This is a genomic window from uncultured Algoriphagus sp., from assembly GCF_963974365.1.
Taxonomy (GTDB): domain Bacteria; phylum Bacteroidota; class Bacteroidia; order Cytophagales; family Cyclobacteriaceae; genus Algoriphagus.
Genome location: NZ_CAXBBX010000007.1, coordinates 21,475 through 36,630, shown reverse-complemented (window position 1 = coordinate 36,630; position 15,156 = coordinate 21,475). Strand labels below are relative to the sequence as shown.

11 protein-coding genes are annotated in these 15,156 nt (G+C 41.1%); all 11 read left to right on the top strand.

From position 1 onward, the window contains the following. Positions 1-27: 27 nt before the first annotated feature. The 11 genes from AACZ87_RS10675 (at position 28) to AACZ87_RS10625 (ending at position 15,048) form a co-directional block, all read left to right on the top strand. Entirely contained in the window at positions 28-2,808 is a 2,781-nt protein-coding gene (locus tag AACZ87_RS10675; protein ID WP_339867041.1) for a sugar-binding domain-containing protein, read from the top strand. Positions 2,809-2,994: 186 nt separating this feature from the next. Beyond that, positions 2,995-5,016, top strand: a complete 2,022-nt coding sequence (locus AACZ87_RS10670) for a beta-galactosidase (protein ID WP_339867040.1) — start codon at positions 2,995-2,997, stop codon at positions 5,014-5,016. 69 nt (positions 5,017-5,085) lie between these two features. Further along, positions 5,086-5,925: a LamG domain-containing protein gene (locus AACZ87_RS10665; RefSeq protein WP_339867039.1), complete on the top strand. Its 840-nt coding sequence runs from the start codon at positions 5,086-5,088 to the stop codon at positions 5,923-5,925. Next, complete coding sequence (locus AACZ87_RS10660) at positions 5,915-7,174, top strand: MFS transporter (protein WP_339867037.1); 1,260 nt, start codon at positions 5,915-5,917, stop codon at positions 7,172-7,174. The genes AACZ87_RS10665 and AACZ87_RS10660 overlap by 11 nt, the downstream gene beginning before the upstream one ends. Before the next feature lie 169 nt (positions 7,175-7,343). Continuing rightward, complete coding sequence (locus AACZ87_RS10655; RefSeq protein ID WP_339867035.1) at positions 7,344-8,075, top strand: IclR family transcriptional regulator; 732 nt, start codon at positions 7,344-7,346, stop codon at positions 8,073-8,075. Positions 8,076-8,097: 22 nt separating this feature from the next. Further along, the gene (locus AACZ87_RS10650) at positions 8,098-9,489 is read left to right on the top strand and encodes an endo-1,4-beta-xylanase (RefSeq protein WP_339867033.1); all 1,392 of its coding nucleotides are present in this window, start codon (positions 8,098-8,100) and stop codon (positions 9,487-9,489) included. Positions 9,490-9,512: 23 nt separating this feature from the next. Further along, on the top strand, positions 9,513-10,703 hold the full coding sequence (locus tag AACZ87_RS10645; protein WP_339867031.1) for an enolase C-terminal domain-like protein: 1,191 nt from the start codon (positions 9,513-9,515) through the stop codon (positions 10,701-10,703). Beyond that, positions 10,609-11,547 carry an SMP-30/gluconolactonase/LRE family protein gene (locus AACZ87_RS10640; protein ID WP_339867030.1) on the top strand — a complete coding sequence of 313 codons (939 nt, stop codon included), beginning with the start codon at positions 10,609-10,611 and terminating at the stop codon, positions 11,545-11,547. Before AACZ87_RS10645 ends, AACZ87_RS10640 begins: the two co-directional genes overlap by 95 nt. Continuing rightward, the gene (locus AACZ87_RS10635) at positions 11,544-12,305 is read left to right on the top strand and encodes an SDR family oxidoreductase (RefSeq protein WP_339867029.1); all 762 of its coding nucleotides are present in this window, start codon (positions 11,544-11,546) and stop codon (positions 12,303-12,305) included. Before AACZ87_RS10640 ends, AACZ87_RS10635 begins: the two co-directional genes overlap by 4 nt. A gap of 40 nt (positions 12,306-12,345) precedes the next feature. Beyond that, positions 12,346-13,089, top strand: a complete 744-nt coding sequence (locus AACZ87_RS10630; protein WP_339867027.1) for an RraA family protein — start codon at positions 12,346-12,348, stop codon at positions 13,087-13,089. 153 nt (positions 13,090-13,242) lie between these two features. Further along, entirely contained in the window at positions 13,243-15,048 is a 1,806-nt protein-coding gene (locus AACZ87_RS10625) for a cellulase family glycosylhydrolase (RefSeq protein ID WP_339867026.1), read from the top strand. Positions 15,049-15,156: the final 108 nt, after the last annotated feature.

Below are 15,156 nucleotides of genomic sequence, written 5' to 3'. Positions count from 1 at the left end.
GTAGGCAATCTTTCGGCACAAACAAATATGCAAGAGCTATGGCAGCCTTACCGGATTTCTCCAAGATCAGCGGCTCAACATATAGATCTTTCTACTACCTGGGAGCTATCTTATATGGATGCTCCTATCGGTGATTTGAAAGAACTGGAAAATAGGAAAGACCCGTTCTCCACTCAGATACCCAATTCGGTTCATTGGTCACTTTACAAAGCTGGGAAACTTCCACATCCTTATGCGCACAAAAACTCCACACAGTACCGTTGGGCTGAGGAGAAAGTCTGGTATTATAAAAAGCAGCTTGAGATTCCATCAGCCGCTAAAGGTCAGCTGGTTTTACTGAGTTTTGACGGTGTGGACTATTTTTCGAAAGTATGGGTTAATGGCGCTCTGATAGGAGAGCACGAAGGTATGTTTGGGGGGCCAGTCATCGATATTAGTAAGCTGGCCAACTATGGTGACCAGAATGAAATAGTTGTTGAAGTGCGGGCTGGGAATTGGGGCAATAAGGCCACTGATTTTGAAGACTTACCTAGAGGGTCAACCGGTGAACGTGATTACTCAAAAAGAACGGGGTACAATCCTAGAGCCAGTGGCAAAATTATCAAACCATGGATTATTAGTGGTGGATCGGGAACCGAGGCTTTTTTTAGTTTGGGTATGTGGCAGGGGGCAAGAATTGAAATCCTTCCGAATGTTCATCTGGAGCGTCCTTTCCTGACGACTCGTTCTATGGAGGGGAATGAGGCACAGCTACACCTTTCAGTAGAAGTACTTGTAGATGCAATGTCACTGCAGTTTCAATTGCATCCATGGGGAAATTCTCAAATCCACCATCCGGGTGCCGACGGGGTGATTTATACACCTCATGATGAAAAAATATCTTTGGTTATAGAACTCGACTCAGAGGGGACAACGGTATTTTCTAAAGAGGTCCCTCTCAACTTGTTTAAGGGGCGTAATTGGAGTGAAGAAGATTTGACCATACCCAACCCCAAGCTTTGGAACCCAACTGGATTGGGTGATCCTAATCTCTATGAGGTAAGTGTTTCGTTGAAAAAGAACGGGGTGGTAATCGATAAAATCTCTTTCGATTATGGCATTCGCATAATTGAAAGAATACCTACTGCTGGCCCACGCCTGTTTGACAGGTACGAGAACTGGCAGTTTATTGTCAATGGCAGGAAGATTTTTGTCAAGGGGATGAATTTCACACCGGCCGATGTGCTACTCGATTTGACGGAGGAGCGTTACCGCTGGGAGCTTTCAGCAGCAAAGGAGATGGGCGTGCAAATGATGAGAATATGGGGAGGCGGCCTGCTTGAAACCGATGCCTTCTACAAAGTTTGCAATGAACTAGGTATTATGGTTTGGCAAGATTTTCCGATTGGTAATCAGGATACACCCGACTATCCGCAGGATGTTTGGGAGGCACAGGTGGTTCAGAATATTGTCAGGTTGAGGAATCATCCTTCTTTGGTGGTATGGTGTGGGGGCAATGAATTTAATCCATACTCATACGGAAATGCAGCCACAATAGGTGTTTTGGAGCGAAACTTAAAAATATTTGACAATACCAGACTTTTTGTTCGAAGTACACCGGATGATGGCAGTGTCCATATTTATCCAGACATGGATCCAACCTGGTATGATAAGAGCTATAAGTATGAAGCTTGGGTGTCGGAAACTGGAATGCACAGCATACCTGAGGCGGGCTTGTTTTATGAACTGGTAGACAACAAAGAGTTTTCAGGGCTTGGTAAAATGTGGGATGTGAAATTTGCCGATACTCACCCTGAATTTATTCATCACTTCACAGAGTATGGGCCCGGTAGGGTTCCACGGATGCTAAGCCGAGCCTCACATTTCGATGACATGTCTGATCCAAGTCTGGAGTCTATTTCTGAGGCTAGCCAGATAGGTGCTGGAGAATGGTATCAGATAGTTTCTGAAAAAATGCAGGGAAATTATCCAGTTACGGCAGGTTTGATGCCCTGGGTGTTTAAGCGTCACTGGCCTGTAATTGCTATACAGATGATGGACTGGTTTGGACAGCCTGTTGCCCCGTACTATTTTTTGAAAAGGACTTATGAAAAAACCCATGTAGCCATTGATTTGGAAAGACTGTTATGGAGGTCTGGGGAGAACATAAAGCTACAGACAAAAATCACCAACTCGATCGGCAAAATAGAAAATGCCATAGTTTCTGTATCTGTTTTTGATCAGGATTTCAACCAGCTTTCTAAGCAGGAAAAGGTAATAGAAATTTCAGAAGGTGCTTCTGTAACTGAAACTTCACTTGGAGATTTTACAATCTCGTCTGAGACTAAAGATCAGTTTTTATTTCTGATAGCTGAGTTGAAGAACGCTTCAGGGGACTTGGTTTCAAGGTCGGTCTATTACCCTCGTGTTCTTTCGAAATTGGACGATCCCAATTTCTACAAGGAATATATTAACAAACCTATTCCATGGGTTTCCCTTGACAAGGGGCCTTGGTTGAAGCCAACTGTAGCGAAGTCATCTACAAAATTGAATGTGGAGTTATTGTCAAATGAAGCACACTCAGAGACTGATAACAGCCTATTGATAAGGGTTGAAAATATTGGAAAGATCCCCGCATTTATGACTAGCATAGACATAGCAGGTGCTAAACGAATCTTCTATGCCGACGATAATTATTTCTGGCTTGCTCCGGGAGAATCCCGGGAAATAGCGATTAGAGTAAAGTGGAGAGAGACTAAATCAGGAAAGAATATCTTTTTGAATACAAAAGGCTGGAACACCAACGAGCAAAGTATAAACCTGAAATAAACCATGAAAAGCCCTTTTATTAGTATAAGCAAATCGTTAACGCTCTGTAGATGCATTTCACGAGCAATACTAATTTTCTTTCCTAGCTTTTTTCTGTCTTCCTGTTCTCAGCATTTTAAAATAGAAGAAGTATCTCCTTTGTTTTCGTTTGTAATATCTTACGATGGACCAGATAACGTCACAAACATGTCGCATTTGCTCGATGCTCCAGCTGGAAAACATGGTTTTGTGAGAGCCGAAAATGGCCATTTTGTTAATGACGCAGGCCGGGTTTGGTTCAATGCTACTAACCTTACAGGGTCAGCTAATTTCCCAACCCACGATCAGGCGGATCTTTTGGCAGAAAGGCTTTCCAGATTTGGGTTTAACGCTGTTCGCCTGCACTATATGGATGCTAATTATGGGAACTTCAAAGAAGAGCAAGAGCAAGGCATATTCACTAGTGATTCAACGACACAGAGAAATCTGGATCCCGAGCAAATAGACAAAATGGACTACATGATCGCTCAATTTAAAAAGAGAGGAATCTATGTTAACCTCAATTTGCATGTAGCAAGAAAACTCGATGATCGTGACGGATTTACAGGTATAGACCAAAGACCCCCATTAGATAAGGGAGTTGACAATTTTGTACCACGCATGATTTCCCTACAAAAAGAGTATGCAAAGGATTTGCTAACTCACGTCAACCCATATACTGGCTTGGCCTACACCGACGAGCCTTCCATTGCGATGGTGGAAATCAACAATGAGAATGCACTTTTCAATCAATACCTCAACGGAGCCATCGACAAACTGCCTGACCCATATCGCACTGAACTTGAAAAACAATGGAATAAGTGGTTACACAATAATTATAATTCAATAGGGGAATTGGTGCAATCCTGGGGCGTAGACATAAATAATGTGACTGAGAACTATAAAACCAGCACAATTCCTGTTATCAGGAGAGATTCAGCTTATTCACCGGCAGTTGGTGACTTTTTCAAGTTTATCTATCAGGTTGAGCAAGACTACTGGACTGGGTTATATGATTATTTGAAAAAGGATCTTGAGGTTAAGGCATTGGTTTCTGGAACACAACTAAGATACACCTCTCCCTTTATCCAGTCTGATCTTGATTATGTCGACATACACGCCTACTGGAGTCACCCAAGCCCGGTGAGTCCAGATTGGGAAATAGGTAATATTTCAATGGTTAATTCTATGAATAACATCCACGAGATGGCGGTTCAGCGAGTTGATAGCAAGCCCTTTACTATTAGTGAATACAATCATCCTTTCCCCAATCAATATGGTGCGGAAGCACAGCCAATGCTGGCTGCGTATGGTCGATTGCAGGGGTGGGATGGTATATTTCAGTACACCTATAACCACCGGTTAGATTTTGAGCCCCAAGCAATGACGTATTTCTTCGACATGATTGCACGTACTGACGTGATTGCACACATGCCAGCGTGCGCTGCGATGTTTTTGAGGGGAGATGTGCATGAAGCCATAGAATCCATCACTGCAGAGATATCTCATGAGGTGTATTTTGACAGCTTGTCGATGTCAAAGAAAGTTAGGGTGGGGATAGATGCTGCTGGATTTGATCCTAGGCTGAGTTTGATCAAGAAAACTGCTGTCATACTGAAAAATGGTCCAGTCGATAAGCCTGTGAATGGTTTAGAGAGTATTGAAAACCAAAAAGTAATCACTAGTAGCACTGGTGAAATAGTATGGAACGGGGAAAAAGAAAATGCTGCTTATTTGACGGTTAATACGCCCAATACTAAATTATTTACCGGTTTCCCTGAGGGGCGAACAATAGAACTTGGAGGTGTTACACTTGACATTGGAACAACCCGCCTGGGATGGGCGACAATTTCATTTGTCTCCAAAAATGCTTCAGGTTTTGGTGAGTCGGGTGAGTCCACGAATATCCTTTTAACGGCCACTGGATTGGTCGAGAACAAAGGAATGGTGATAAAAGAAGTTTCTGAAACGAAAATTAAGCTAACTGATTGGGGGGAAGGTCCGATCCAGGCTGAAGGCATCCCTGCTACAATTAATTTGCCATCTGATTCCCAGAAAACAAAATGTTATGCTTTGGATTCAAGGGGAGATCGTATGATGGAAGTCCCGGTATTTGAAAATGGATCAGGTTCTAAGATTCTGTTAAAACCAGAATATCAAACTGTCTGGTATGAGATTGAAATTCAATAAGGGGACGAAGTTCGACTTACAGTTTATAAATAAAAAAACTGTACCGCTGGTCGATATAAATAAAGATGTATGAATAGAAGAGGTTTTTTACAATCAACCTTATTGGTCACCATGACAATGCCTTTTATGAAAGAAAAGATATCTAAAAAAGTAAGTTATCTCCAGAGCATTCCAAACATGTTATCTATGTGGGATTTCGAAGGAACTAATCCATTGGTTGCAAAGGGTGAATACCCTTATTCTCTTAGGGAAGGGAACGGACAAGTTCCAATAGAGAATGATGGCGTTTTAGCAGGACACTCGATAAATTTAAGTGAGGGTCAATACTTGTTTATCCCAAGGAGTGAGTGCAAAGGTTTAGATCTTCATGGTAAAGAGGCGGAAATGACCTTGCTGGCTTGGGTGAATCGGCGTTTCAAAGACTTTAACCAATGTGAAACCATAGCCGGGATGTGGAATGAGACGAACAAAAATCGGCAATATTGTATGTTTTTGAACTTGGGGATATATGACAGTGGCGATCAAGTAGGTGGGCATATTTCCGGAGTAGGAGGGCCAACTTCAGGGTTTAAATATTGTATGGATGCGGCAATTGGAAAGGAGATTATCTCCTATGATACCTGGACTTTTGCAGCTATGACCTACGATGGACGTGAGATTAAGTCTTACTACAACGGAGAACTCGACATTCGAAACAATAGAAATCCTTATCCCTATCCCGAAGGAATTTATAGTCCAGGAAAAAATGGTGCGGACTTTACAGTAGGGGCTGTGGATCGAAGTAATGAAATGGGCAACTTCTACTCTGGAAAGATTGGAGGTCTTGCAGTCTTTAACCGAGCACTTACAAACCAGGAGATCAGAGCAATTCACAATGAATACCCTCTAAACAAACTAAATGGTGAATAAAACAACAACATTTTATAAGTGGGAACTGGTTATTTTACTTTGGCTGGCTTTCTTCTTTAATCAGGCAGACAGACAAATCTTCAATGTCGTTTTACCATTGATAAAGGAAGATTTAAAATTCTCTGACGCGGAGCTGGGGCTAATTGCATCCGCTTTGATATGGACATATGGGTTACTCGTTCCGGTTGCGGGTTTTGCGGGTGACTTCTTTAGAAAGAAGAAGATTATTGTTATTAGTCTGCTGTTTTGGAGCATTGCAACTATGTTTACAGGGCTTGGTCACACAGTTTTGTATTTTGTTTTTATTCGTGGCATCGCTACAGGTGGTGGGGAAGCATTCTATGCTCCAACGGCCAATTCACTTATAAGTGAGCAACATACCAAGAGCAGGTCCTTCGCTTTGTCGTTACACCAAACAGCCGTCTATTTTGGAATAATATCTAGTGGTTGGCTGGCAGGCTATATCGGCGAGCAATATGGCTGGCGCAATGCATTTTATGCCTTTGGAGGTTTCGGTATCCTCCTTGCCATCATTATACAAGTCAGGTTAAAAGGCCGAGAAGCGATAAATGGGATAGTATTTTCAGGGAGTGAACAAACTAAGTCCTTCAGCCAGTTAGTAAGTAATGCCAAAATTATTTTCCAGACGAGAAGCTTTTGGTGGTTGACCGGCGCATTCGCCTGTATGGTGTTTGTAAATACCGGCTACCTAACCTGGATGCCTTCATTTCTTTATGAAAAATACGACATGACACTCAGTGACGCCGGCTTTTCCTCTATGTTTTATCATCATGTGGGAGCCTTCCTTGGAGTTCTTTTCGGTGGAAAGCTTTCCGATATGTTGGTTAATAAATGGCAGAACGTGCGGCCACTTATCCAAATGACTGGACTGCTTTGTGGTGCTCCCTTTATTTATCTGATGGCACAATCCGATTCATTACTCATTACTTATGTTTCTCTTGCCGCTTTTGGGTTTTTCAGAGGTATGTTTGACTGCAATATTTTTGGATCTCTTTTCGATGTTGTGGCACCTCATTATCGTTCATCAGCAGCCGGACTTATGCTCATGATAGCGTTTCTTATCAGCGCTATTACTCCTGTTTTACTTGGTGTTCTTAAGCCTACTCTAGGATTGGGAAACAGCCTTTCTATGCTGTCCATGAGCTATGTTTTGGGCGCTGTTTTGCTCTTCATAGTTTCCAGGTTCTTCTATCGAAATGACATAGTTACTGTAAACGTAAAGACGTAGTTTCTGTTTGATAGAAAACAATAAGATATTGAAGTGCGATGTTGATGTTAGCTAAGTTGAATATAGTAACTGAAAGTATTTGTATAATGGATAGAGTGAATGAAGATATATAGTATTTTGATTATATTTTATATTGTAAAATATAATTTATTAATGTTAAAAAAGAAAGATGATACAAGTTGTAAATAGGGCCTTAGATATTCTTGAGTTTATAGCTAAAGATAAAAACAAGATTTATTCTCTTACGGAGATAGCAGATGCTCTGGAGTTGAATCATGCTACATGTGCCAATATTATTAAAACTATGGTTAACAGGAATTTCATTGATCAAATAGGCCATAAGAAAGGGTACAGGCTTGGGTTTATGGTTTTTCAGATAGCTGGAAATACATATTATGAACAGGAGCTATTGAAGGCAGCCTCTCACGAAATGGAACTTTTGACTGCTGCTATCAATGAAACATGTTTACTAGGAGTGCTTAAGAAAGATATTCGTGTAGCTATACACCAAGTAATTGCTAATAATGAACTGAACGTAAAATCCTCACTAGAGAAATCAGCTTATAATAGTGCTTCTGGTAGGGTTTTGGTCGCTTCATTGAGCAATACTTTACTACAAGAGTATGTGGAGAAATATGGTATTCCTTCGGCAGATTTTTGGAAAGAAGGGGCTACGTTAGCTGGATTTAAGAAGGAGGTTCAAAAGATCAAAGAACAAGGTTATGCCACTCAAACAACCAAAAGTCATATTGTTGGTATAGCAGTGCCTATTTATAAACAAAACACTGTCGTAGCTAGCTTGAGTATTTACTTGCCTGAAAGTAGGTTTATAGAAATGACTCGGTCAAATATACTTGCTACGCTGAATAAGGCTGCAAATTCTATTAGTAAAAGATTATGAAAACAGTATAAATTATATCTCTATGAATATTTTGAAGTACCTTTTTATCCTTACGCTGCTGAGTTTTATTAGCGAGAAGACTGTAGCCCAGCCATCACCAAAATATCTTGAAAATTGGGAGGATCCTTACATTCAGCAGCGAATAGAAGATGGCATTAGACAAAACCGGATGGGGAATTTTAATGTTCGATTTGAAGATACCAGTGGTATGCCGATTACTGAAGTCGAAATTGATCTCCGACAAACAAAGCATGACTTCAATTTTGGTGCAAATGGGTTTATGGTGAAGGGCTTTGAAGACCCAAATGAAAATGACTTGTTTGAGAAGTATTTTACCCAACTATTCAATTTTGTGACCATTCCCTTTTATTGGCCGGAACTTGAGCCGGAGCCAGGCAATTTGAGGTTTGATAAAACCAGTAAATCCATCTATCGCCGACCCGCTCCGGACGTGGTTCTTGAGTTTAGCAAAAAGTACGGTTTGGTGCCCAAAGGCCATACTCTGGTATGGGACAATCCTAGATGGTCGATGCCTGACTGGCTAGCTCCAAACGAAGAATTAATTGAGCAGAAGATCAGCAAGAGAATAGAAGAAATAGCAGAAAGGTATGGCCATGATATTCAATTGTGGGATGTGGTGAACGAAGTGACCGATAGGCATCCAGATGTAACTATGCCGAAAGATTTCACATTTAAAGCATTTAAGGAAAGTGAGCGGCTTTTCCCTTACAGCAATGATCTCACTTTGAATTTTACTACTGCCATTTGGAACCGTAGCAACAAACGTGAATACAGTGCTGACTATTTATTGATTGAAAATACCTTATTGAAAGGTGCCAAACTGGATGTCATCGGATTACAGTTCCATAATTTCAATGAAAGCGAATATTGGAAGATTCTAGATGGTGAGACATTTTCCCCCGAAAGCCTCTTCCATACGCTTGATCTTTATGCTGATTTTAATTTGCCTCTACATGTTACAGAGATAACAATTTCTGCCCTATCTGAAAAGGGCCCCGAATATCAGGCAATTATGACAGAGAATCTTTATAGGCTCTGGTTTAGTCATCCTAATGTTGAGGCTATAGTCTGGTGGAATTTGGTAGATAACACAGCCGCACCAGGGTACATGAGGCCGGACGGTTCATTGAATCTGGGCGAAGATAAATGGATGGGAGGGCTTTTGAACAGAGACTTTACTAAGAAGCCAGCCTATGAGGTGCTTGATCGATTGATCAATCAGGAATGGAAGACAAGCTTGAAAACAAGTACTATTTCTGGCTCAAACAATCTCGCCTTCGAGGGATTTTATGGGGAATATGAGTTGGTTATTAAAGCAGGAAAGAAAACATATAAAAGAGTAATTGATTTTGGGAAGAAAAGTGCTTCAAAGCAGGTAATAGTGTTGGATTAACTGAATAAATTTTTACTGTAAACATGAAAATAATTGATCTAAGAGTACGGTGTGTTGCTATTCCCCTAAATGCACAACTAAGGCACAATACGGGTGTTCACCCAGGGTATTTTTTACGGACAATACTTGAAATATTTACTGACGAGGGAATCGTTGGACTGGGTGAAGTTGGGGGAGGAGATCAACGCGCAGCACTTACAAAGTTGAAGCCGAGAATCATCGGAATGGATCCTTTTAAGCTCGAGGTGATTAAAATGAAAGTCCTCAGGAGCATATACTACCTTTCAAACAGCAGATTGTATGCTGCCATAGAGATGGCATGTCTCGATATACAGGGCAAGGCCATGAACCGTCCATTGAGTGATTTATTAGGTGGCAGTGTTCGGGATGAGATTCCGTTTATCGCCTACCTTTTTTGGCGCTATGATCGACCGGGGGGAGGGCACGATGAGTGTGCAGAAGACTTGGCCGATCACTGCGAGCAACTTCACGAAGAGTTGGGAGTAAAGTCGATGAAACTTAAAGCAGGTGTAATGGCGCCAGCAGAGGAGGCAAGGGTGCTTGAACTTTGTCGTGACAGACTCGGCGAAGACTACGGATTGCGAATAGACCCTAATGGAGTATGGTCAGTTCCAACTGCTGTGAAAATAGGAAAAAGGCTGGAAGATCTTGGTATTGAGTATTTTGAGGATCCGGCGTGGGGCTTGGAGGGTAATGCAGCTGTTCGTAAGCAAGTTCGCATACCCATTGCCACCAATATGTACCCCAATAAATTTGACGATTTAGGTCCAGCCATCAGATTAGGTGCTGTAGACATTGTGCTTACCGATATCCATTATTGGGAGGGCCCACGTGGTGTAAAGGATCTATGTGCAGTTTGTAATACTTTCAATATGGGAGTAGCCATGCATAGCGGGGCGGAGTTTGGAATTGAGCTGGCGGCAATGATTCATACCGCCTCTACTATTCCGGCAATGACCTTTGCAGGAGATGCCCACTATCACTACTTGACCGATGATATAATTCAGGGAGGCTTAATGAAGTATGAAAATGGGTGTATTAAAGTTCCAACTGGCCCTGGATTAGGTGTGGTGCTTGATGAAGATAAAATGAAAAGATATGAAAAATATTATGAGGAAAAAGGAGACTACTATGCTCGATTCCACCAAGATCCGTATAGGCCTGATTGGTTTCCTAACGTTGGCGGCATTTGATTTAGTGATGGCACAGAAAACCCAAACGAAACTTATTGAGGAAGGACTTGACTTTCCTGAAGGACCTGCATTTGATCAGGCCAATAACCTATGGCTGGTCGAATTGAAAGGTGGAAACCTGGTACGAATTAGCGATGGTAAATTGGAAAGATTTGCCACCGATGGCAACCCTAATGGTATAGCCATTGATCCTAATGGTCTCATCTGGTTTTGCGATGCAGGGCAGAAATCTATCCGGACTTATGACCCAATCATAGGAGTTTTCGAGACGAAAGCTACGCAAGTGAATGATGAAGAACTCAGTATGCCCAATGACCTGGTTTTTGATTCAAAAGGGAGCCTTTTGTTCACTTGCCCTGGAGATTCACGTAAGGAGCCTACTGGCTATGTATGTGCGCTTAATAAAGATGGAACCGTCAAAAAGATTGCGGATCAGATGTATTTTCCTAATGGTCTTGCCTTTACCAACGACGGCAAAAGTTTAATCATTGCGGAAACCTACAAACACCGACTCTGGAAAGGCGAATGGGATGCAGACAAAGCAGAATGGAGAGAGGCCAAAATCTGGTGCGAAATTGGTGGACCTGATGGTCCTGGAGGTCCTGACGGGATGGCATTTGATTCTAATGGTAACTTATATGTTGCTGTTTACGGGACTGGTCAAGTTCGCGTGGTCAACACGGAGGGAGAGGTCATTGACACACTTTTTATGTCAGGTTCTAACCCTACAAATTGTGCTTTTGATCCTAAGAATCCCAAAAGGCTGGTGATAACTGAAGCTGAAAATGGAGAGCTGGTTGGCGTCCATTTGTCTACTGAAGAAGGTAAACAATTTCAAATATGAATGTGGCCTTGAAGAGTAAACTTGACCTTTCTGGAAGGAAAGCCTTCGTTACTGGGTCCAGCACTGGTATTGGAAAAGCCATTGCCTTGAGTTTGGCGGAGTTTGGAGCATTCGTGATTGTGCATAGTAAGGATCAGCCCAACCATTGTAAACAAGTGGTGCAGGAGATAGTGGACATGGGTGCGTCTGCCGGTTATTGCACGGGTGATATTGGTGTTATGGAAGACATAGAAAGAATCCGGCAGGAATTGGAAAATGTAGATATTCTTGTACTAAATGCATCAATTCAGATAAAACGCCAATGGGCAGACATCACCCACCAGGAATTTGATGACCAAATGTCCGCTAACGTCTGGGCTGGAGTTGAATTAATCAAACACGTTTACCCAGCCATGAAATCAAACGGTTGGGGGAGGATCTTATTTTTAGGAAGTGTGCAGCAAGTTAAGCCTCATTCAATGATGCTAGCATACGCTGCTAGCAAAGCGGCTATATCAAACCTTACTATCAATCTAGCTAGTCAGTTTGCTTTTGAGGGAATTACGGTGAATAATATTGCACCGGGTGTTATAGCTACAGAAAGAAACACCGAGGCACTTAATGATAAAGGATATGCCAAATTAGTTAAAGGGAAAATCCCCTCTGGTGATTTTGGACTTCCAGAAGACTGTGCAGGGCTCGCTCTGCTTCTTTGCTCGGACGCTGGACGATATATAACTGGCCAGAGTATTTATGTAGATGGGGGAATGAGTTTATAGCCTTAAAATGAATTAGGAACAGAACTAAAACAATGAAATAATGAGTGTAGATCAATATAAAAAAGAGGTTAGTATGATGAACCTTGAAAAATTAATTGAGACAAGAGAAGAGATCTCTGATGTTAAATTTCCTATTCCTGACAAAGAAATATTAAATCGTTTCGAACAGCTGTACACAGGTGCTGTGAATGATGTATTACGGGAATTTTGCCTTTTGGAGCAAGCATTACCAGGAAGAATTTTGCCGCTGCGTGAGTATAAAACCGTAGCGGGACTTGCATTCACAGTGAAAAGTGCCCCTAACGTAAAAATATCGGGTGAAATGGAATTTCGCACACTTATGCTTGATGAAATGCATGAGGATGCCTTTGTGATGTGGGATACCAGCAGGGACCAGAAAGCAACGCTTTGGGGAGGGGTGATGACGGCCACTGCGAAAGGCAAAAAAGTAAAGGCAGCATGCATTGATGGAGGTGTGAGGGACACTCACCAGATTATAGAAGCTGATTTCCCAGTTTTCTATGAATATAGAATTTCAAATGGCAGTCTAGGAAGATGTTTGATTACACATTATCAAATACCCATAAAAATTGGAGATGTTACCATTAAACCTGGTGATATCATTTTGGGAGATGTGGATGGTGTGCTAGTCATTCCTCGTGAATTAGCTTACGATGTATTGATCAGGTCGGAAGAAATAAGAGAGAATGAGAAGAAAATATTTGGTTGGGTGCAAGAGGGACAAACTATTCAGGAAATAACGAAAAAGGGAGGGTATTTTTAAGTAAGCATTTAAACCTATCCTTAAGACTTATCCAAACCGAAATATTAACGAAAGTACGAAATGATAAAAATACTAAGCCTTTTAACATTTATAATTGCTACATCCAATCTTTTTGCGCAAGATAATTTTATAAGACGGAGTGGTGATAAATTAATGGATGGAGATAAAGTTTTTCGATTTGTTGGAGTGAACTCACCTTCCATTACTGGGCCATACGACGGATATAGAAACACGAGTGCAACTAGTAAATATGCTTACGATCCGCCCGAGCTAACCTTTGAGATGGAGAGCTATTTCAAGGATATGGATCAAATGGGGGTAACGGTATTTCGTAATTGGGGAATAACAGTGTCAAATGGATCTGACGATTATGAAGCTTTTGTAGAAGCACCAGGCATCTACAATGAAACTGCATTCCGTAGGATAGACAAAATGCTCCAACTATGTAACCAGTATAATATGAGAGTGATTTTGTGTCTGGTGAAGGAAAATAAATACTGGGGAGGGACTGAAGTTTTTAGTGAAATGCATGGTGGTACGGACTACTATTCCGATCCAGCAGTTAGGGAGGGATTTAAGGATTTGTTATATGCAATGGCAAATAGGAAGAATTTTTATACTGGTGTTGCCTATAAGGATGATAAAGCTATTCTAGCTTGGGAATTTGGCAATGAGGTGCCTAACAGTAAAGTAGCTTGGATAGCGGAAATGGCAAAATACTTGAAAAGTATTGATTCAAACCATTTAATAGCTGATCCACGGCGGGCAAATGGTCCTGAGCATATGGCGAAATTAGTTAATGATGTACTTGTTAATATTCCCGAAATTGATATTGTTAAGACACGTCAATACCCTAATTATAAAGGGACAGTGAAAGAATTATGGGCTGAATGTGAAGGAAAAAGACCTATGATCATTGATGAATTTCAAGCTATGGATCGTTTCACTCCCATTCTGGAGGAAATTGTAGAAACGGGAACTACGGGAGGTTTACTTTGGAGCTTAATGAAAAACCAACAGAATGGAGGAATAGGAGGTCATGCACTTTTTCACGCCTATAGCTGGGGAGGGAGCAGATGGCCTGGGTTTAATAGTGGAGAATATTTTAATGAAGCCCACAATTTGATGGAGATCAGGGCATATTCTTATAAAATCAGAGAGCTTCCTGTTCCACCACTTCCAGCTCCAATTGACCCGCCTTTTCTTTTTAAAACCCTTGAGCAAAATACAGCTTCTTTGAAGTGGCAGGTTGCTCCGGGTGCCCGATATTATTTCGTCGAAAGAGCTAAATCAAAATCAGGTCCCTGGAACAAAGTAAGTGGCAACATTGATATTAGTTATGATTTGTATTTCTATCCAATGTTTACAGACTCAACGGCTACAATTGGGGAGTCTTATTTTTATAGAGTAATAGGTGCCAATGTTTCAGGAACCACTCCTCCCTCAAACATTATTGGTCCTATTATAATAAAAAAGAAACTAGTGATGGATAATCTTCGAGATTTTTCATTGACGTATTCTCATAGTGATAACCTTAAAATCAATTCCGAAACTTATCCACGATTAAGACAGACGGAAGAAGACTATTTTCAGGCTGAAAGAACTTCAAAAAGTTCTTCTGGAGAGATTGTATATAAGGCTGATGGTTTAAAATCATTAGCATTGTTCGTTTTTAGCGACAAAGTTGATTCAATTACAATTGAATATTCGGTGGATGGAAAGTCTTGGAAGGATATCACCAATAACGTAAAAAAAACATTTAGAGAAGGGTACCCTAGCCCAATTTCTGGTTTGAAGGATAATACCATAGGCAAGTATACTTACGAAATCAATTCGATGCCAAAGCAGTCTAAATATGTGAAAATTGTAACTGGAAATGCTGGTGCAGCAGATACTTATCCCTGGATTGGTAGGGTTCATATTGGATATATTGGGGCATTAAACAGTGATAAAGATTAGATGTATTAATATTTAAAAGCCCTTTCTTTCCAGAATGGGCTTTACGGTGGTTAGTGTTGGTTCTTTATGCTTTTTTCTGTTGGGATCTTTCGCATCCCTGAAATTCCT

Bases quoted from the DNA above. Each gene is read 5' to 3' on its own strand.
- AACZ87_RS10675 (WP_339867041.1), top strand. From the start codon at position 28: ATGCAAGAGCTATGGCAGCCTTACCGGATTTCTCCAAGATCAGCGGCT.
- AACZ87_RS10670 (WP_339867040.1), top strand. From the start codon at position 2,995: ATGTCGCATTTGCTCGATGCTCCAGCTGGAAAACATGGTTTTGTGAGA.
- AACZ87_RS10665 (WP_339867039.1), top strand. From the start codon at position 5,086: ATGAATAGAAGAGGTTTTTTACAATCAACCTTATTGGTCACCATGACA.
- AACZ87_RS10660 (WP_339867037.1), top strand. From the start codon at position 5,915: ATGGTGAATAAAACAACAACATTTTATAAGTGGGAACTGGTTATTTTA.
- AACZ87_RS10655 (WP_339867035.1), top strand. From the start codon at position 7,344: ATGATACAAGTTGTAAATAGGGCCTTAGATATTCTTGAGTTTATAGCT.
- AACZ87_RS10650 (WP_339867033.1), top strand. From the start codon at position 8,098: ATGAATATTTTGAAGTACCTTTTTATCCTTACGCTGCTGAGTTTTATT.
- AACZ87_RS10645 (WP_339867031.1), top strand. From the start codon at position 9,513: ATGAAAATAATTGATCTAAGAGTACGGTGTGTTGCTATTCCCCTAAAT.
- AACZ87_RS10640 (WP_339867030.1), top strand. From the start codon at position 10,609: ATGAAAAATATTATGAGGAAAAAGGAGACTACTATGCTCGATTCCACC.
- AACZ87_RS10635 (WP_339867029.1), top strand. From the start codon at position 11,544: ATGAATGTGGCCTTGAAGAGTAAACTTGACCTTTCTGGAAGGAAAGCC.
- AACZ87_RS10630 (WP_339867027.1), top strand. From the start codon at position 12,346: ATGAGTGTAGATCAATATAAAAAAGAGGTTAGTATGATGAACCTTGAA.
- AACZ87_RS10625 (WP_339867026.1), top strand. From the start codon at position 13,243: ATGGATGGAGATAAAGTTTTTCGATTTGTTGGAGTGAACTCACCTTCC.